Source organism: Nitrospira sp. NS4 (assembly GCF_049546785.1).
In the GTDB taxonomy this organism is placed as follows: Bacteria; Nitrospirota; Nitrospiria; order Nitrospirales; family Nitrospiraceae; genus Nitrospira_D.
In genome coordinates, this window is record NZ_JBMWAN010000001.1 from 859,884 (window position 1) to 878,078 (window position 18,195).

The 18,195-nt window shown below is 60.4% G+C and carries 16 protein-coding genes; 9 read left to right on the forward strand and 7 right to left on the reverse strand.

Annotation, left to right across the window (positions count from 1 at the left end; all coding sequences use genetic code 11):
- The first annotated feature begins 451 nt into the window (after window positions 1-451).
- Together ACO9S2_RS03765 and ACO9S2_RS03770 are read left to right on the forward strand one after the other, a co-directional pair.
- Window positions 452-2,272 (forward strand): APC family permease, encoded by a 1,821-nt coding sequence (locus tag ACO9S2_RS03765; RefSeq protein WP_423720574.1) that lies wholly within the window; start codon window positions 452-454, stop codon window positions 2,270-2,272.
- 2 nt (window positions 2,273-2,274) lie between these two features.
- The gene (locus tag ACO9S2_RS03770; RefSeq protein ID WP_423720575.1) at window positions 2,275-3,393 is read left to right on the forward strand and encodes a PKD domain-containing protein; all 1,119 of its coding nucleotides are present in this window, start codon (window positions 2,275-2,277) and stop codon (window positions 3,391-3,393) included.
- A 1,186-nt stretch (window positions 3,394-4,579) separates the two neighbouring features.
- Here the strand turns inward: ACO9S2_RS03770 and ACO9S2_RS03775 are convergent.
- Complete coding sequence (locus ACO9S2_RS03775) at window positions 4,580-6,139, reverse strand: aKG-HExxH-type peptide beta-hydroxylase (RefSeq protein ID WP_423720576.1); 1,560 nt, start codon at window positions 6,137-6,139, stop codon at window positions 4,580-4,582.
- A 188-nt stretch (window positions 6,140-6,327) separates the two neighbouring features.
- The gene (locus tag ACO9S2_RS03780) at window positions 6,328-6,555 is read right to left on the reverse strand and encodes a hypothetical protein (RefSeq protein WP_423720581.1); all 228 of its coding nucleotides are present in this window, start codon (window positions 6,553-6,555) and stop codon (window positions 6,328-6,330) included.
- Window positions 6,556-6,858: 303 nt separating this feature from the next.
- On the opposite strand from ACO9S2_RS03780, the gene ACO9S2_RS03785 reads away from it, so the two are divergent.
- From ACO9S2_RS03785 to ACO9S2_RS03815, 7 genes are all read left to right on the forward strand, one after another.
- Window positions 6,859-8,292: an Rqc2 family fibronectin-binding protein gene (locus ACO9S2_RS03785; protein ID WP_423720582.1), complete on the forward strand. Its 1,434-nt coding sequence runs from the start codon at window positions 6,859-6,861 to the stop codon at window positions 8,290-8,292.
- A 70-nt stretch (window positions 8,293-8,362) separates the two neighbouring features.
- Complete coding sequence (locus tag ACO9S2_RS03790) at window positions 8,363-10,378, forward strand: sigma 54-interacting transcriptional regulator (RefSeq protein WP_423720583.1); 2,016 nt, start codon at window positions 8,363-8,365, stop codon at window positions 10,376-10,378.
- Window positions 10,379-10,557: 179 nt separating this feature from the next.
- Window positions 10,558-10,959: a hypothetical protein gene (locus ACO9S2_RS03795; protein ID WP_423720584.1), complete on the forward strand. Its 402-nt coding sequence runs from the start codon at window positions 10,558-10,560 to the stop codon at window positions 10,957-10,959.
- Complete coding sequence (locus tag ACO9S2_RS03800; RefSeq protein ID WP_423720585.1) at window positions 10,956-12,086, forward strand: ABC transporter permease; 1,131 nt, start codon at window positions 10,956-10,958, stop codon at window positions 12,084-12,086. Before ACO9S2_RS03795 ends, ACO9S2_RS03800 begins: the two co-directional genes overlap by 4 nt.
- Before the next feature lie 5 nt (window positions 12,087-12,091).
- Window positions 12,092-12,811, forward strand: coding sequence for an ABC transporter ATP-binding protein (locus ACO9S2_RS03805; protein ID WP_423720587.1), 720 nt, complete (start codon window positions 12,092-12,094; stop codon window positions 12,809-12,811).
- On the forward strand, window positions 12,808-13,800 hold the full coding sequence (locus ACO9S2_RS03810; RefSeq protein ID WP_423720589.1) for an efflux RND transporter periplasmic adaptor subunit: 993 nt from the start codon (window positions 12,808-12,810) through the stop codon (window positions 13,798-13,800). The genes ACO9S2_RS03805 and ACO9S2_RS03810 overlap by 4 nt, the downstream gene beginning before the upstream one ends.
- 328 nt (window positions 13,801-14,128) lie before the next feature.
- Window positions 14,129-14,623 (forward strand): response regulator, encoded by a 495-nt coding sequence (locus ACO9S2_RS03815; RefSeq protein ID WP_423720590.1) that lies wholly within the window; start codon window positions 14,129-14,131, stop codon window positions 14,621-14,623.
- Between the two features lie 62 nt (window positions 14,624-14,685).
- On the opposite strand, the gene ACO9S2_RS03820 is transcribed toward ACO9S2_RS03815, so the two are convergent.
- From ACO9S2_RS03820 to ACO9S2_RS03840, 5 genes are all read right to left on the reverse strand, one after another.
- Window positions 14,686-15,360, reverse strand: a complete 675-nt coding sequence (locus tag ACO9S2_RS03820; protein WP_423720591.1) for a 2OG-Fe(II) oxygenase — start codon at window positions 15,358-15,360, stop codon at window positions 14,686-14,688.
- Between the two features lie 147 nt (window positions 15,361-15,507).
- Window positions 15,508-15,846, reverse strand: coding sequence for an RNA recognition motif domain-containing protein (locus ACO9S2_RS03825; protein ID WP_423720592.1), 339 nt, complete (start codon window positions 15,844-15,846; stop codon window positions 15,508-15,510).
- Between the two features lie 355 nt (window positions 15,847-16,201).
- A complete protein-coding gene (locus tag ACO9S2_RS03830; RefSeq protein ID WP_423720593.1) occupies window positions 16,202-16,993 on the reverse strand; it encodes an ABC transporter permease in 792 nt (263 codons plus the stop codon).
- A gap of 6 nt (window positions 16,994-16,999) precedes the next feature.
- Window positions 17,000-17,407, reverse strand: coding sequence for a hypothetical protein (locus ACO9S2_RS03835; protein WP_423720594.1), 408 nt, complete (start codon window positions 17,405-17,407; stop codon window positions 17,000-17,002).
- A 39-nt stretch (window positions 17,408-17,446) separates the two neighbouring features.
- On the reverse strand, window positions 17,447-18,175 hold the full coding sequence (locus ACO9S2_RS03840; protein WP_423720595.1) for an ABC transporter ATP-binding protein: 729 nt from the start codon (window positions 18,173-18,175) through the stop codon (window positions 17,447-17,449).
- Window positions 18,176-18,195: the final 20 nt, after the last annotated feature.

The following is an 18,195-nucleotide window of genomic DNA, read 5'->3' on the forward strand; positions in this document are numbered from 1 at the left end:
TATGATGAACGGTGCGGAAACAAAAATTGAAATACGAGTTGTGAAGATAACGCTGCTTACATAGGCACTCCGTCCTCCAGATGACAGGCGAAGACGACAGATTCCGCCTCAGGGAGGCCGCACGATACTGAACTTAAAAGTCTATGTCAACCCCTTTGGACACTCGCACCCGTCGCTGCCGGGCACAATGGATTGCCGGCTCAAACGAGATTGCACCCCCCGCCCGTCAGTCGGTCGATGACGGTGCCCGACTCGAGGGAGACGGACCACACGACCTTCATCTCCCGCCAGGCCAATCTGCCCGGCATCGGTCAATCCGGCCGGTCATGCCATCACGCATCATCTTGACGAGAAGGGGGATCTCCCAAAGACGGCGCCTGGGTATTTCGGCCTACCCCGAACTAGGCCCTCATCTTTTTCCTCCTTCCCTGGATTGTGAGATAATGCGCGCATGATCGTAAAACGTTGGCTGGTCGGCGACCCTCTGAAGACCGCTCAAGCGGCGCACGAACGGCTTTCCAAGACCCTGGCCCTGGCCATCTTTTCCTCCAACGCCATATCCTCCGTCGCTTACGCCACCGAAGAAATCCTGCTGGTGCTCATCCTCGCGGGGACTGCCGCCGTAGCCTGGTCCATTCCCGTCAGCCTCGCCATCCTCTTCTTAGTGGTGGTCCTGACCATCTCCTACCGCCAGATCATTTATGAGTACCCGGAGGGCGGCGGCGCCTACATTGTCGCACGCAGTAACCTGGGGGAACTGCCGGCACTGATCGCTGCCGGAGCCTTGATGATCGACTACATCCTGACCGTGGCCGTCAGCGTGGCGGCCGGCGTCGCGGCGCTCACCTCAGCCATCCCCGTTCTCTTTCCCCACCGGGAAGCGCTGGGCTTGTTCGCGATTCTGTTTATCGTGGTCATGAACCTGCGCGGTGTGCGGGAATCGGGAAAGTTTTTCGCCATTCCGACCTACTTCGCGATCGTGGCCCTGGGCCTGCTGGTGGTGCTGGGCACCGTACAGTCGTTGATGAATCCGGGAGCCTCTCCCGCTACCCCGCCAGCCGAGACGGCCGGAACCATGGAGGGGATCACCCTCTTCCTGGTCCTCCGCGCCTTTGCCGCCGGCTGCTCGGCCGTAACCGGCATGGAAGTTATCTCCAACGGTGTCAAAGCCTTCCGTGCGCCGGAATCGAAAAACGCCGCGACCACGATGATCTGGATGTCCGGCATTCTGGCCTTTCTCTTTATGGGGATCAGCTGGATGGCCTACCATTATGGGATTCTCGCCAAGGCCGATGAAACGGTGGTGTCGCAACTCGCCCGCCTCACCTTCGGCTCCGGCGCGATTTATTACACCGTCCAGATCAGCACGATGCTGCTCCTCGTCCTGGCGGCCAATAGCGCCTTCGCGGGCTTCCCGCATCTATCGTCGATCCTGGCCCGCGACGGATTCATGCCGCACCAGATGGCCTCATTCGGCGACCGATTGGTGTTTTCCAACGGCATCCTGATCCTCGGGTTTCTTGCCTGCCTGCTCCTCGTCATCTTTCACGGCGATACCCATGCGCTGATTCCGCTCTATGCCATCGGCGTGTTCGTGTCGTTTACCTTGTCGCAAGCCGGCATGGTCAGGCGCTGGCTCGCCAAGCGAGGGCTGCATTGGCGCAAAAAGCTGGTGGTCAACGGAGTCGGCGCGGTGACGACCGGCATCGCCACCGTCATTATCGCCAGCACCAAATTCATGCAGGGCGCCTGGATCGTTTTCCTCCTGGTGGCGCTGTTGATTGTCATGTTCCGGGGGATCCGGACACATTATAAGGCCGTGTCCGAACAGGTCGCGCTGACGCGGGACGTCAGGCCTCCCCGTCCCCGCAGGAATATCGTCATCATTCCCATCGGCAACGTGAACCGTTCCGTCGTCCGCGCCGTGGACTATGCGCGGAGCCGGGGTGGAGAAATCCGCGCCCTCCTCGTGGATGTGGACAAGGAGGAAACCGCGCTGATCCAAATCAAATGGGCCCAGTGGGGCGGAGGAATCCCGCTGATCGTCGTGCCCTCTCCCTATCGCTCCATCCTGGGATCGCTATTGGACTACATCGAGGACCAGCGACAGCAGGATCCGGAATGCTGGATCACCGTCGTCGTTCCTGAAATACTCCCCGCCCGCTGGTGGCAGAACATCCTGCACAATCAGCGCGCGCTGATGCTGAAGGCCTCGCTCCTGTTCAAAGATCGTGTCGTGCTCACCGACGTCCCCTACCATCTGACGAGGTAACGATGGCTCGTGAAACGTCACACCTGAAGCGGTGCTCGCGCAGACTGAGCAGCAGTCTCTGCACACTGGTTGTCCTTTTCAGCGCCAGTCAGGCATGGGCTTTCAAGATCCTCACCCCGGCTGACGGCGCCACAGTGCAATCCGGACAGACCGTCACAGCCAGCGTCGATCTCGGCGCGGACACCGCCATCGTGAAAGTCCGCTACTACTGGTACGGAGAACAGGCCGAGACCCTCGTGCAGCAGGACGACTCCGACGCCTCGATCATGCCGCAACAGGACAAGCTGGCGGACGATAAGTATTCGCACAAAGACAGCATCACCGGCGCGCCGGTCGTCGCAGTCGCCGCCCTATCGTCCGGATTCGACCAGACCCCGCCGTTCGGCGGCGCCCTGAAAGTCCCGAAAGACGCCGTGGGACCGATGCGGCTCTTAGCCGTAGCAGAAATCTCACGCGGGCGCCTGGGAACGCGGACAGTGTTCGACGAGGTCATCGTGAAGGTCGAGCCGGAAGCGGCGCTGCAAACGATCGACTTCGAGACCGACAAGCCGTTGCAACTGGGGCGCGCCGGACAATCATCGGCATTCGGCCATGTCGATTCGATGGGCAAGATCTTCGAACTGCCGGTCGTCGGCGAGTTCGCCGACGGAGTCGTGCGGCCGATCCCCACGCCGTCGAGCGGCACCAGCTACCAGAGTTCCGACTCCACGGTCATCAAAGTCCTGAGCGACGGCATGTTGCAGATCGTGGGCAACGGCAAGGCGACACTGACCGTGACCAATCGGGGCAAGCAGGCTTCGCTCGATATCAACGTGACCGTGAACGACGAGCCGAACGAACCGCCGATGGCAGATGCAGGACCGAACAAGACAGTGAAAGCCGGCACGAAGGTGAAATTGAATGGGTTGAAAAGTCGCGATCCGGAAGGCGAAGCCCTGTACTACGCGTGGAGCCAAATTCGCGGCAGCAAAGTGCCCCTGCTGGATGTGAACAACGCCGAAGCCTCCTTCCTCGCCCCAACCGTCTCCGAAAAACGCACCTACCGTTTCAAGCTCCGCGTGACGGATAAGAAAGGCGCGGATAGTCTGCCGGCATTTGTGGATGTCGTGGTGGAGCCGTAACGGCGGCTGCCACCCCCCAGCAGCGCTCTAATTCGTGTTTCTCCCTGCGACGTACCCCTCGGGTACGCCTCAGTCGCCCTACTCCTTGCGGCCTTGCCAAATGGCCTTTTTGAGCAGTCTGTGATGAACTCTTGTATTTACCCCGGACCACACAACCAGCAATTCTCGCCCGAACATTACCTCCCAATTGCTCTTGGAAGATTCGAGGGCATGGAGCTCTTAGAGAATAGACTTTGCACCCGATGCAATAACGAGCTCGGCAATCGAGTAGAGACTCAATTCCTGAGAGCTGGACCTACTGGTTTCTTCAGATGGTTGGTGGGAATACAAGGGCGCGATGGCCTCCCACCTTCACCGTTTCACCGAGGTGCCGGCGGTGCAGAACCGATTTATATGGTTGGTAAGGCGCCAGACTGGCCCTTCGAAATTCTCTTGGAACTAGAACCTGGGACCGAAAGCGTTTGCCCATTGCGACAAATCATCTTCGACCACCCACTTCTCGGCTACCGTGCCATTCCTATTTTGGAAAGATTTCGAAATCACCCGGACAAACTCCGAGAGCACTTACAAGAGGAAGGCCTTCAGAATGCCAAGGCTATCCACGTATTTGGAACAGAAGACGAGATTCCGTGGATGCAATCACTCGTTATAAGCCTCGGCCAGCAACCACCTAAAGAGTGGACTAGCATTGACGCCCATCAGCAACGAATAGAGCTAATTGTGTCAGCGACCATAACCGAGACTTACTTCCGAGCCGTAGCAAAGATAGCTTTTCATTATGCCCTAAAGATGTTTCCGGAACTAACTGGATTAGAGCGTGAATTCGACGGAATCAAGGAATTCATATGGCAGGGAGGCCGAGCATCCCGCTATGTGATTCAGCTTAAAGATCAGTTTGTTGCGAATTTCAAACTAGGATACCGCCCAACGAACTGGATGCACATCTTGGCCGCCGAGCGCAGCGGGGGACATATCAAGACCTTTGCCCAGTTCTTCGCAGGCCCTCACTCACTTCCACTTCCATACGAAGTCATAATTGGCAGAGACCCAGCTAGAATTCACATGCCTCCAGGACGAACCGCGCACGAATATATTGTCTTAGAAGCCGGGGCCGACACATGCCCGAGAGGCGTTATGCAAGACGCCCAACTTTCAACCCACATACTAATTCCAAGAATGCGCTAGGCTACACCTCCCCCAATCTCACCGGCCCAAAAACTTGGCGCGCTTGCTGGAGTTCTTTGACATGCTTGCGGAGGGCGGGGCCGAACTTGGATTGCAGCACTGCCTTGCGTTGAGGCGCGATGCTGCGTTCCACTTGATCGATGGCCTCTGTCAGTTGGCCGACCATGCGGCGTCCTGATCCGGTGAGCCAGCCGAGATGATGGTCGGCATAGTGCAGGTCTTGGAGCGAGTAGCGGACCGACTCCACTTCTTCCAGACAACGGAAACGCGCTCTGGCCAAATCGCGTTTCGTCAATCCTGCCTCTCGCCACGACGCCTCATGCCTCTCGCCCCAGGTTGACAACCGCTCAAACAGCATCGCCCCCATCGTGAAGGTAAAGGTCGCGTGCAGAATCCCGCGCAACGGGCGCAGGCTCCGTCGCCAGGGCGAGTAGAAAATCTTCTGGTTGTGGTCTCCGCGATACATGACATGCTTGCGGAGCAGCAGATTCAAATGGTGATGGCTGTTTTCGTGGATCAGGTCGTCGATCAGATCGAGATTGTCGCGGTCGAAGCAATTGATGAACGACAGTCCCGGCCTGTGCCGGTAGCTGAAGCTGACGACGCCCTTGGCTTTGAGGGGCACGATGCGTGAGGTGAGCAACGCCAACACCTCGTGCCCTTCGGGCCAGGCTGCGTGAATCGTCTCCCAGGCGCGCCGGACCCGCTCCACCTGCTTCGGCTCTGTACGAACCACCTTGTGTGGCTGGCGGTCTTTCCCGTAGGCCAATGTCGAGCCGACGGTGACCGGGCCATGCGTCGTGCAGAGCGCTTCGGCGGTCGGACGCACCGTCCAATGCCACTGGCCCTGCCCGCCAGGAGCGGACCACACCGGCGAGAGCATTCGTCCGACTTTCAGGGCAATCCCCTGCGCATGGACTCGGAACGTCGCTCGACCACCGGCCTGCGTCAGCGCACGTTTCACAGCGAGTGGCGCTTCGCATCGATCCCCCGCGACACCGAGGGGCACCGCAGAAGCCTCTTCCGCTTTTTCAAAGTTCTGCACAAGGCTGGCCGGCACGTCCCATCGCGGCAACTTGCGCGCACGACACCAGGCCGCCGCCGCGGCAGGATCGAGCCACAGCGACTCTTGTGCAATCTCCTGGGCCAATCGCTTGCAGAGACGCGCCAGCCTCGTATCCAAACCGCCGACCTGTGGTTGGCCTTTGGGAAAGAGTTCGTCGAGGTAACTGTTCTCGAAAAACTTTTCCTGACATTCGGCAAACAGCTGTTCGGCAAACTCCCGGCGGTCGGATTCCCTTCGCCACTGCTGCCAGATATCCAGAAAGTACACCAAGTCGTTCAGCGCCTCGATCCACCCCACGACTTTCCAATGAGACAGATGCTCAGTATTGAGGGCACGGCTGAGGAACTGCGCGTAGCCGGTCGGAAATGCCAATTGCGAAGCCATCTCCGGATAGTCATCTTGCAACTCCCGGCAGAGGTCCTGGAGCAGCCTCCGCATCGACAGACGGAGCTCGGCCGTGAGTTGGGTAAGAATCTGCGGATCAAGTAAAGACATGAGAACCTCGCGGGTGTGTCGTGAGAGAAGAGGCGACTGTATCGTAGGAGAAACGCGCCTGCAAGGAGAGAACGAAGAGGGACTGGAGAGGACGGCCAGGCAACAGACCTGCCGTGCGGCTTTTGGGCAACCGGACCTGACGACGGGCGACATACCGGTCAGCCCATCATCAGATCAACCGGGCTCGATCAGGCCGTGGCTTTCAACGACGCCGCAAATGCCGGCACAGGCACCCCGGTTTTCAGCATCCGTAAGCCGCCGGACCGCTGAATCATCCGGTTGCGCATGATGAGCGGATCGACGACGTTCCCGCAGGACACACAGCGCAACCCGCACATCCACATCGGCAGACAGCTTTCTTGTAGATCGACCAGATCATCGACAACCATGAGGCCGTTACATCTCGTGCATGTCATAGCGCCCCTCCTGATAATGGATGATCGCCCACTGCCTCACACGCCCCGTCCCGCTTAAAGCCTAGCAGGTTTCCGGGTTCGCGCTTGCCCCGACAGAGGAGCAATCATGATGCCAATTTCTCCACCAGCACTCTTGCGGGTTTCCACGGCGAATCGTAGAGTGGGAGCCATTCGCAGCACAGTACGCCCGGTGGCAATGTGACCGAATTGGCCCCATGGGACAGAAATGGAGAAGGACCGTTGTCAGCCCAGGACACCGGCGGCTGCGCGCATCCTGAAACCCGAGACCGGCACAGATAGTCTATGTCACTGACCGCGACAGAAATCAGCCTGGTGGTAGATGAGCTGGCTCCGGCCTTGACCGGAGGCTGGATCCAGAAAGTCTTTCAACCGACCCCGCGCAGCATTGTGTTGGAGGTTCGGGCGCCGGGCCACACGCATCGTCTCCTGTTGTCGGCGCATCCCTCCGCTTCCCGCCTGCACCTGGTCACGCAGCCCCTGCAGAATCCGCCGACACCGCCGGGCTTCTGCCAATACCTGCGCGCCCATCTCCAGGGCGCACGCATCGATCACGTCCGCCAGGAAGCAGGCGATCGCATCGTCTCAATCGGTCTGACCTCCAAAGAGGGCCCGGTCCGGTTGATCGCGGCGTTGACCGGCCACAAAGCCAATCTGCTGGTGCTTGACGCTGAGAGCCGGGTCCTAAAAGATTTGAATCACTCGACAGACTTGTATGGCCAGCCCTATCAGCTTCCCTCTGCACCGATGGCCTCGGGACACCGGCAACACGAAGCGCGCTTCAAGCCTGTCGAGCAGTCCGTCTTCAGTGTGTCCGCGGCCATTGAATCGTGCTATCACGAGAAGGAATCGACGGATGCGTTCGCCGCCCTGAAAGAGGCGCGCGCGCACCATCTCAAGAAAGCGATCAAGAAGCAGCGCCGCCGCATCGACGCCTGGCATGCGGACCTCGCCAAGGCCGACAAGTATCGGGACTATGCGCGCTACGGCGAGTTGCTCAAAGCCAACCTTGGGACCATCAAGAAAGGACAGGAGACTGTGACCGTCGTCGATTATTTCGATGAGGCTCTCCCTCAGGTTAGCATCCCGCTCGATCCGACCAAATCGGCTCAAGGCAATATGGACGACTACTTCCGAAAGCAGCGCAAATATGACACGGCCCAGCGGGAACTCGGGCCCCGGATTGCCCAAGGAGAACAGGAATTCGATGCGCTCCGCCGAGAGCTGACATCGATCGAGCAAGGCACCTGGCAACCAGCTGCTTCGCCAAATCCCTCTCCTTCCCGCCGCCAAGGGCAACCGGTTATGAGCCATCAGCCATCAGCGAAGTCCGGTCCCTTCCGCCGCTTCACCTCGTCGGACGGGCTGCCTATTTTTGTCGGGCGCAATGCGCGAGAGAACGACGAACTTACATTTGGACTCGCCAAAAGCGAGGATCTGTGGCTGCACGCCCGCGGGACGCCGGGGTCGCACGTGGTTGTGCGATTAGAGAAAGGGGCTGAGGTCCCCCCCGAATCATTGCGCGATGCCGCCACGCTCGCACTGCTCTATAGTGACCTGAAGAAGAGCGGGAAAGGCGACGTCATTTATACGAAGCGAAAATGGGTCAAGAAGGCGAAAGGACAGACAGCCGGAGCGGTGACCGTCACGCAGGACAAATCGATCTTTGTGTCGCTGGATCGCCACCGCCTCGAACAATTAAAGACGAGGTCGGCTTAAATGGCCGAGGGGCCTTTTAATAGGTAGACGCCTTTCCCCTCATGATTCTGCCATGGTAGAGTGCCCATATATGGGCACTCCTGCACACACTGAATTTCTGCTCCATGCAGTCACGGAACTCGCGCGATCGAACGGGTCGCAGGACTTCGGCGTCAGGCTGGTCGAACTCCTGAGGAAACAGATCCGGCTCGATGCCGCCGGCCTCTACCTGTATAATCAGTCCGTCCATACCTTCACGCTCGTTCACGCCATTCCTGCCCCGAACGTCACCTGCGAAGTGTCGCAGCTCCCTGCCGCCGGCACCGCGAAAGAAGCGGCGATCAAAGCCGGACAGACCCTGCTCTGCGATGACCTGCTCGCAGCGGGATGGACCGAGGGGTCGTTGCTGCGGCAGATCTCGGCGACTATTTCCGGCATCGTGGCGCCGCTGCGGCTGACCACACTGACGGCCCCGCCCCGTCCGATCGCCGTGATGTTCATAGGCGCCCTCTCGAACGCCGCCTTTACCGAACAGGACCGCAGTTTGATCGAAACCTTGAGCGCGACCATCGCCCCCGTGCTGCAAAACGTGCTGGCGACCGAGGAGCGTGATGCCTTGCGCGCGATCAACAGCCGGCTCGTCGTCGGCAGCTTCACCATCGACAGCCTGCTGCCGGCCACGCTCGATCTGCTGCAGCGGGCCATTCCGCATGACATGCGGGGGCTGGTCCGGTTTGTCCGCTCGCCTGAAGGACACTGGTTCGACATCGTCCATGTGGACGGCGTGGCCATCGACCTCGATCAGCTCAAACAATTTCCCTTCGACCGCATGGCGCCCGCCGAAATGCTGGCGACCGGCAAGCCCTTACTCCTGACCGGCCAGAACCGGGAACGATTTCCCGAACGGTCCTATATCGAATCGGTCGGCATCATGTCCTGCATGCTTTGCCCGCTGATCGTTCGCGGAGCCTCTTATGGATTTCTGGCCATCGGCAGCAGAAGGCCCAACGCCTTCTCCGAGCGGGATCTCAGCATGGCGGAGCAGTTCGGCTATCACCTGTCGCAAGCCATCGCGAACCTGACGGCGTATGAGGAAATTCACTCCCTCAAAGACCAACTGGAGCGGGAGAACATCTATCTCAGGGAAGAAATCGGCGCCTCGGTCGACTTCAAGGAGCTGATCGGCGAAAGCGCCGCCCTGCAAAAGACGCTGAAAGCCATCGAACAGGTGGCGCCGACCGATTCCACCGTCCTGATCACCGGCGAGACGGGAACCGGGAAAGAGCTGGCGGCCCAGGCCATCCACCATGTCTCGCCCCGCAAAACCAAGCCCCTGGTCCGCGTCAATTGCGCGGCGCTGCCCCCGACCCTGATTGAGTCCGAGCTCTTCGGCCATGAAAAAGGCGCGTTCACCAATGCGACCGCCCGAAAGATCGGCCGGTTTGAACTCGCGAATGGCGGAACGATTTTTCTCGACGAAGTCGGCGAGATCCCGATCGAGCTGCAGGCCAAACTCTTGCGCGTCCTGGAGGCCCAGGAACTCGAGCGAGTCGGCGGCACCCACCCCATCAAGCTCAATGTGCGCGTGCTCGCCGCCACCAATGTCGACCTGGAACGAGCCGTGAAAGCCGGACGCTTCCGCCCCGACCTCTTCTACCGGTTGAACGTGTTCCCGTTGCGTCTGCCGTCACTGCGCGAACGGCGGAACGACATTCCTCTGCTGGCCAAACACTTTGCCAGGAAATACAGCGCGCTGCACCGGAAATCCGTCACCCGCATCGGCGCCTCCACGCTTAAATCATTGCAACTCTATGACTGGCCGGGAAATATCCGGGAGCTCCAGCATGTCATCGAGCGAGCCGTGATCGTATCGCAAGGGCCGGTGCTGACGATCGATGGATTGCTGCCCCAGCCCGCCTCCGATGAGCCCGCCGCTCCCGGAACCATGGCCGAGGCAGAGCGCGCGCATATCCTCAACATCCTCGGCCAGACCAATTGGGTCCTGGCCGGTCGCCACGGGGCGGCCATGCGTCTGGGGATGAAGCGCTCCACCCTCCAACACCGCATGAGAAAGCTCGGCATACGCCGCCCGACCCGCCTCTCGTAGCCCTCTGCCCATATATCGGCATACGCTCGAATAGCTGCCAGCATATGGGCATAGATGAGATTCGGTCGCATCGGCGCCCGCTCGATCGACGTCTCGTTTTTCTTTGATCATCCATACACTTCCATCCCGGCTCGCCCAGAGGGTCATACTCGGCACCGTCCCTGCTTAATCATCGCGACATGACACCATGGGATCTCAGCCAATCAGTTGAACGATATTTCGCCGAACGGCACGCGCATCTTGCCTCCTCCGGTGACCGGACGCAGGACGGACGTCAATTCATCTGGTGCGGTGAGGTATTCGACTACCTGACTGAAGGGCTTACGGAACGGCTCGCCGCCATCGGGATTACTTTCAGCCAAACCTTTCCCGGCCCCTTTCGCCTGCTCGACGAGGAGCAGCGGGCGAACGGCCAACACATCCGGCGATTCTGGACGACGGCGTTGCAACACGGCTGCCCCGTGGCAAAGCTCTGCACCTCCTTCGTCCACCGGCACGACCAGGTGACCCTGCCGGAACTCCCGCATGTCCAGGCCTATCCTCCCGACCATCCGATTCTCGACACAGAGGAGCCGGCATGAACTACGTTGCGCTCAAGATGCTCTTCGGCGACCGCGCGAAGTATCTGATGCTGCTCTGCGGCCTCACCTTCGCCGTGATGCTCATCGTGCAGCAGGGATCGATCTTCTGGGGACTCATGACCTGGTCTCAATCGGGTGTGACCAATGTCAACGTGCCGATCTGGGTGACCGACCCCGGCATCGCGCAGGTCGATGAAGTGAAACCCATCGCCGATACGGCGGTCGATCGTGTCCGGAGCGTGCCGGGCGTCGAGTGGGCGGTCCCGCTCTACAAGGGGCTGTTACGCGCCAGGCTCTCCAACGGCGAATACCATCAGATCTCCCTGGTCGGCCTGGAATCTTCGACTCTGATCGGACGGCCGGCAAAAGTGCAGGAAGGCCGCATTGAAGACTTGCGGCAACCGGATGCGGTGGTGGTGGATCAATGGACGGTCGAACGGATGGGCGGACCGGAGGTCATCAAGGTCGGCACCATTTTCGAACTGAACGACAAACTGGCCCGGGTCGTCGCGATTGCCGACACCCAGAAAAGCTTCACCAACATTCCCGTCGTCTACACCACGTACGAGCGGGCGTTGCGCTATGTCCCGCGCGAACGCCGGACCCTCTCCTACGTGCTGGCCAAAGCCAAGGACGGGCTACCGCCGGAGGAGGTCACGCAACGCATTCAGGAACAGACCGGCCTCGGCGCGTTCACCGATGACCAGTTCGGCTGGAAAACGATTAACTGGGTGCTCAAGAACACGGGCATCGGCATCAACTTCGGCACCACCATTCTGCTGGGATTCATCGTCGGCATGGCCATCGCCGGCCAGACCTTTTATCTCTTCACGGTTGAAAACCTTCGGCAGTTCGGCGCCTTGAAAGCCATGGGCACATCGACATTCACGCTGGCAAGAATGATTCTGCTCCAGGCCTACACCGTCGGAGTGACAGGATACGGGCTCGGCGTGGGACTGGCCTCGCTGTTCGGCTACTTCACCGCACGCAGTGGAGGGCTGCCCTTTATTGAAACCTGGCAGCTGCTGGTCCTGGTGCTCGTCGCGCTGCTGACCATCTGCACATTTTCCGCGCTGATCAGCATTATCAAACTCGCCCGGCTGGAGCCGGCGATCGTTTTCCGGTGAGCGCCATGGACGGACATGATCAACCGGCCGCTGTGCGCGCACGCGGCATCGTGAAATCCTTCGGGAGCGGCGAGACCCAGGTGACGGTGCTCAAGGGCATCAACCTCGACATCTATCTGGGCGAGATGCTGCTGCTGGCCGGAGAGTCGGGCGGGGGCAAGACCACCCTTCTCTCGGCGCTGGCCGGCATCCTCGACATCGACGAAGGGGACATCGACGTGCTGGGCGTCCCGCTCAGCGCACTGCCGGCCAGGCGCCGGACGCAGTTCCGCGGCCAGACCATGGGATTCATCTACCAGCAGTTCAATCTCCTCCCCGCCCTGACGGCGGCGGAGAATGTCGCCGTCCCGCTGCTGATTCAGAACGTCGGCCGCCGGGAAGCCGTCCGCCGCGCGCGGCTCATGCTGGAGCGTGTGGGACTCGGCGACCGGACGGAGTTCCTGCCGAAGAATCTTTCCGGCGGCCAGCAGCAGCGCGTGGCCATTGCGCGGGCCCTGGTCAACGAACCACGCCTCCTGATCTGCGATGAGCCTACCGCGGCGCTGGATGGCCCGAACGGACAGAAAATCATGGAGTTGCTCCGGGAAGTCGGACGATCGCCGGATCGCTGCGTCATCGTCGTCACCCATGACAGCCGCATCTTCCACTTCGGCGACCGGATGGCACACCTCACCGACGGCCGGATCGACAGTATAGAAACGATTTCTCGCGAGGGAACCGCATGATTATCCTGAAACGGCTCAGCATCTGGATGGCGCTGCTCGGTCTCGGATTCACGACCTGGGTCCTCATGGGCGCGGCGAAGAAAGAGCCGATGCCGACACCGGTCGCCGAGCCCCCGCGCTCTCCTTATACCGAGAGCGTCGCCGCGTCGGGAATCATCGAGGCGGTGAATGAGAACGTGCGCATCGCCCCTCCGGTGGCGGGATTGATCACCAAAGTCTTCGTCGCGGTCGGCGAGCAGATCACGGAGCAGGCTCCACTCTTTCAGCTGGACGATCGTGACCTGCGCGCCCAATTGCTCACGCGCGAGGCGGCGATTCCGCCGATCCAGGCGCAGATCCAGGAACAACAGTACCGGATCGGCGACCTGAACACCCAGCTGAAGCGGCTCAAATCCGTGCAAGATCACCGCGCGGTCAGCGATGACGAGGTGCAACGCACCTGGTATGCGCTGGAAATGGCGAAACGGAGCCTCGTCCGCTTCCAGGCCAATCTACAGGAGGCAATCGTCCGGCGGGATGAACTCCACATCCTCCTGGATCGCCTCCTGGTCCGGGCCCCCCGCGCGGGGACGATCCTTCAGGTCAACATACGGGCAGGCGAATATGCCATGCCCGGAGCAGCGGAGCCGCTGCTCCTCCTCGGGGACATGCAGCAACTGCAGGTCCGGGCAGACGTGGACGAAGTGAACGCGCCGCTCGTCGCCCCGCGTGCGGCCGCAGTGGCGTCGTTGAAGTCGCGGGGAGACACCCAGTTCGCCCTGTCCTTCGTCCGTATCGAGCCCTACGTCGTCCCCAAGAAGTCACTCACCGGCGACAACAGTGAGCGGGTCGATACTCGTGTGCTTCAAATCATCTACCGGTTCGAGCGGCCACCCTTTCCGGTCTATGCAGGCCAGCAGGTCGATGTCTTCATCCAGCGAGACCAGACGGCCGCCTCTCCCGCAGATGCTGGCCCCTCCGCCCCTCGCCAACCGGAGGCCGGGCCATGATCCTGAGACGGGACACAGAGACCGTCATGTCGGGCCGCCTGAGGGTGACGGCCTCTATCCAGCAGCCGGGACTATGAACACCTCGTATTGGAAGTACAGGGCTCCATCATGTCGGCAACCGCGGCAATCTACCGGCAGCTCGATCCGGGAGGCTGTTCCAATAACCAAACCCTCTCCTCCAATACACCGGGCGGCCTCGGATGGACCGGCCACGAGCCTGGCCATCAGGTCTTCGCCGCACAGGACTCTCCCCGGCCGCCCACAAACACAAGAAACTCTCGCAACCCTAGGGAAATCTCATTATGATGGGATCTGAAAGGGTGTACCGATGCCCGACGCCCAGTCACCGCCCGCATCGCCAACGATTCTCGTCGTCGACGACGAACCGTCGATCGTGAATCTGTGCCATGCCGTCCTGGAACAAGCCGGGTTCACCATCCTTGAAGCCGACGGCAGTTCGGAAGCGCTCAAGATCTGTACGAGGCATGAGGGACCGATTGACTTGCTGCTGACCGACTTGATCCTCCCGCCCCCTGGATTTCACCTGGCATCGGGCGCCAACGAATTTCCTCATGTGCATGGGTACGAGTTAGCGGTTCGCGCCGCCAGGATTCGTGAGGGGCTGAGAATCGTGTTGATGTCCGGCAATCCGGACACAGAGCTCGACAGCCATGGGATCAAGCCGGGCACACTCCCGTTTGTGCAGAAACCCTTCGAACCAGCTGCCTTGATTCAGCTGATCCGCGATGTGCTCCAGAGTCCCCCGCCGACGATCAACGAGAACCGGGAACGAACCGCGAACGAGGTTGACTGGTTTGACTGACGCTTCTGAATAGGCTGGGGGCGCGGCTACGGCTGAACCTCCCCCTTGGCTTCGCGAAAAGGCTAGGGGTGTTCCGTCATGAACCAGCCGGCAATGGAGAGTCTGCGGTGTTGCCCGGCGGTTTGGTCGACGCGACAGACCCGGTGGAACCGGGGCACGGTAAACATGACCAACGATCCGGGACGCGGCTCGATGCAGTGCGTGATATCCAACGCCGGTTTTTCTGCTGTATGGGTTGGCCGCGTGGCGTAGACAATCAGCTCTCCCCCCCAATCCGATTGCCACTCCTCATGGAAATAGCTGACAAGCGCAATCCGGCGCTGCGGCGGCCGTCGGCCGCTCACAGGATGGCCCTGATCGGTATCGTCATGCGTCAGCAGACAGTCGCCGGCGGAGTACGAATAGTAGCTGAAGCCCATGTGGCGCCCGATGATGTTCGGGAACGATTCCATATGCTCCTGGATACAGGGCAATTGCAGCCGCGAGAGAAAGCGCTGCCCCTGGGCAGGGCCGATCTCCGCCTTCGCCCAGTTACCTGAATCGGGAAAATCCTCCCGCACATTCGGCAGATCCGAGAGGCTCTTCCAGGCGGCTTGATTCATGGCATCGCGAAAGAACCGGCGTTCTTCCGCGGACCAGAAGTTTTCAACCACGAGCACGGGGCTTGTGCGGAAGGAAAATGATTGCAGATCCCCGAGCGCCACGGATGACGATTGCACCTTCCCCTGGGAACTCACGCTCTCTCTCCCTTCGTCTGAACGACCGGATGCAGCTCTCTTATCATCATCCTGATTCCCATGACAAGACGGTGCAGCGACGGTAAATAAGAAGGGGTTGCTACCTTGCGATAGCAACCCCTTGAGGCTCATCGGGTATCGTTGGGATTACCAGCGATCGCGCTTTCCGCCCCCGCCGCTCCGTCCCCCGCCGCCGCCAAATCCTCCACGTCCACCACCGCCGCCGCCGGTGCGGGGCTCTTGGGGACGCGCTTCATTGACGGTCAAGGTCCGGCCGCCGAAATCGGTGCCGTTCAACGCCGTGATCGCCGCTTGGGCTTCTGAATCAGAGGCCATCTCCACGAAGCCGAAGCCCCGCGATTGGCCCGTGAACTTGTCTGTAATGACGCGGGCAGATTCCACCGCGCCATGCGCCGCAAACAGTTCACTCAGTTGCTGCTCGGTCGCCGCATACGGCAACCCACCGACGTAAATCTTCGAACCCATGTGGGTTCCTCCTTTAGAATATTGACATTGTCTTGAACTCGAGTGACGGAGGAAGGAGCGGGCCGAAGACGCGAACAACGCGGCGACTTAGGTCTGACTTCCGACGAACTTCCCGGGCAAGGCAACATCGTTGCGGGCCTGCTTCAGTCGAACGATTCACCGCGAGGCCCGTGCGGCGAAGTGAGCTCACCCTACCACAGGCCTACCCCAATAGCAAACAGCCGGACCAATCCGGCCTAGCCGTTCAAACCGCCACAGATCATCAGGCGCAGGGCCTCAATCGCGTCCATTTGAAGAGGAAGTCCATGCCCCACACTTCCGCTTCACTTGCAACTTCAGATGGATAAGACGGACCCTACTCACCCACGCGGACCAATAGCCCCTGCTCCTTGCAGTAGGCGAACGTCCTGTGGAACCAGGCAATCACTGTGGCGAGCAGCACCAGGTTCAGTCCGCAGGCCCAGGCGAGATGGGGGAGCGGCGAGGAGCCGGGGGTCAGGACCGCCCGCATGCCCTCGAAGATATGGGCCGCGGGGTTGGCCCAGGCGACCGGCTTCAGCCAGACCGGCAGCACATCCATGGGATAGAACACGCAGGAAATCGGCTGAAAGAGAAAGACCATGCTCCAGGCCAGCACTTCGGCCTCCTGCCCGAACCGCATGATAAGCGAGGTGGTGAACACCCCGATGATCCAGCCCGTCACCACGAGACTCAGCACGAACGGGAACAGCCAGACCCCGATCAGAAAAATGTTGTACCCGTAGAACAGCCAGGCGCAGACCGCCATCACGACCGACACGCAGGTCACCTTCAACACGCTCATCATCATGGTCGCGGCAAGAAACTCGCTCGGCTTCAGCGGGCTCGCAAAGAGATTCATCAGGTTGCGCGCCCACAGCTCTTCGAGAAACGAAATCGTCACTCCCTGCTGTGAGCGAAACAACATGTCCCAGAGGATCAATGCGCCGAGAAAGAAGGTCACGAACCCGGGCACCTGAGTCTGATAGCGGACCAGATAGAGCGTGATGAAGCCCCAGATGACCAGATCCAAAAACGGCCAGTAAAAGATCTCCATCATCCGGGGCAAACTCCGGCGATAGAGATAGAGATGACGGAGGATGAGGGCGGCGATGCGATGAAATTTCATACGAGATTAGTGATGATGCTCCTCGCCGCACCCTCCACACCCCCCGCAGTCACCATGCCGGCCCAGGATGGTATCCATCATGCTCTGCGCGCCTCCGACCAGCCGCTGACCGACCCGCGTCCCGTCCGGCAATTTTCTCAATCCCAGCCCGAGCAGGATCGTCGGCACCGCCGGCACCCCGACCAGAAAGGGCCACGTGGAGACACGCGCGGCATCCGTCATCCACAACAGCGTCAGCGCCAGCAGCAGGGGAACCGTTCCCGCTGCGAAACTGGCTCGCACGACCTTCCACCCGCTGGTGCCGCGCACAGCGCCCACCATCGCGAGGGCCAGCCAAAAGAGCCCCCAGCAGGCGCTGACCCCGAACCCGCCGAGCACCAGACCGAGCAGAAACGACACCGCTGTATCCATCATGATCTCCTGAGACCGATCCTTCCTCGCAGCGCGCCGCTGCTATTGCTCTCTCGCCAGTTTCAAAAACACCTCTTCAAGGTCCGACTGCCCGAACCGGGCGACGATTTCTGCAGCGGTCCCCTCGGCGACAATCTTGCCCCGCTGCAAAAAAATGATCCGGTCCGACATGTCTTCCATTTCCTGCATATTGTGCGAGGTGTAGAGCATGCTGAGGCCGGATACCCGCCGCGCGTCCTTTAGCAAGGCCCGGATCTTGTGCGCAATATCAGGGTCCAGGCTCGCCGTCGGCTCATCCAGGAAGAGAATCTTCGGCTCGGTCAGAAAGGCCTTCGCCAGGGTCAGCCGCGTCATCTGCCCGGAGGAGAGCTTCCGGGTTACCTTCTGACGAAACTCCCCCATCTCCAGTTTGCGCACAATCTCGTCGATCCTGCGCTCAGCCTCCGCCACTCCATAGAGCCGCGCCACGACCCGGAGGTTCTCCTCCACCGTCAGGGACATCGGCATCGAGATATAGGTGGAGGAAAAATTGACCTGCTGCAGGATCTCCTCCCGATGCGTCTCCAGATCCAACCCGAACATGCGGATCGACCCCGCCGTCGGCGTGACCAGGCCCAGCAACATCTGAATGGTCGTCGTCTTGCCCGCTCCGTTCGGCCCCAATACCCCGAGGATCTCCCCCGGCCTGATCGTGAAGGAAATCCCGTTCACCGCCGTGAACGCACCAAACTGTTTGGTGAGATCGCGAACCTCGAGAACGGGTGGCATCATTGGCAAGCCATGCGCATCGG

Excerpts from the sequence above, each read along its gene's own strand:
- ACO9S2_RS03765 (WP_423720574.1), top strand. The coding sequence starts at position 452 with ATGATCGTAAAACGTTGGCTGGTCGGCGACCCTCTGAAGACCGCTCAA.
- ACO9S2_RS03770 (WP_423720575.1), top strand. The coding sequence starts at position 2,275 with ATGGCTCGTGAAACGTCACACCTGAAGCGGTGCTCGCGCAGACTGAGC.
- ACO9S2_RS03775 (WP_423720576.1), bottom strand. The coding sequence starts at position 6,139 with ATGTCTTTACTTGATCCGCAGATTCTTACCCAACTCACGGCCGAGCTC.
- ACO9S2_RS03780 (WP_423720581.1), bottom strand. The coding sequence starts at position 6,555 with ATGACATGCACGAGATGTAACGGCCTCATGGTTGTCGATGATCTGGTC.
- ACO9S2_RS03785 (WP_423720582.1), top strand. The coding sequence starts at position 6,859 with ATGTCACTGACCGCGACAGAAATCAGCCTGGTGGTAGATGAGCTGGCT.
- ACO9S2_RS03790 (WP_423720583.1), top strand. The coding sequence starts at position 8,363 with ATGGGCACTCCTGCACACACTGAATTTCTGCTCCATGCAGTCACGGAA.
- ACO9S2_RS03795 (WP_423720584.1), top strand. The coding sequence starts at position 10,558 with ATGACACCATGGGATCTCAGCCAATCAGTTGAACGATATTTCGCCGAA.
- ACO9S2_RS03800 (WP_423720585.1), top strand. The coding sequence starts at position 10,956 with ATGAACTACGTTGCGCTCAAGATGCTCTTCGGCGACCGCGCGAAGTAT.
- ACO9S2_RS03805 (WP_423720587.1), top strand. The coding sequence starts at position 12,092 with ATGGACGGACATGATCAACCGGCCGCTGTGCGCGCACGCGGCATCGTG.
- ACO9S2_RS03810 (WP_423720589.1), top strand. The coding sequence starts at position 12,808 with ATGATTATCCTGAAACGGCTCAGCATCTGGATGGCGCTGCTCGGTCTC.
- ACO9S2_RS03815 (WP_423720590.1), top strand. The coding sequence starts at position 14,129 with ATGCCCGACGCCCAGTCACCGCCCGCATCGCCAACGATTCTCGTCGTC.
- ACO9S2_RS03825 (WP_423720592.1), bottom strand. The coding sequence starts at position 15,846 with ATGGGTTCGAAGATTTACGTCGGTGGGTTGCCGTATGCGGCGACCGAG.
- ACO9S2_RS03830 (WP_423720593.1), bottom strand. The coding sequence starts at position 16,993 with ATGAAATTTCATCGCATCGCCGCCCTCATCCTCCGTCATCTCTATCTC.
- ACO9S2_RS03835 (WP_423720594.1), bottom strand. The coding sequence starts at position 17,407 with ATGATGGATACAGCGGTGTCGTTTCTGCTCGGTCTGGTGCTCGGCGGG.
- ACO9S2_RS03840 (WP_423720595.1), bottom strand. The coding sequence starts at position 18,175 with ATGATGCCACCCGTTCTCGAGGTTCGCGATCTCACCAAACAGTTTGGT.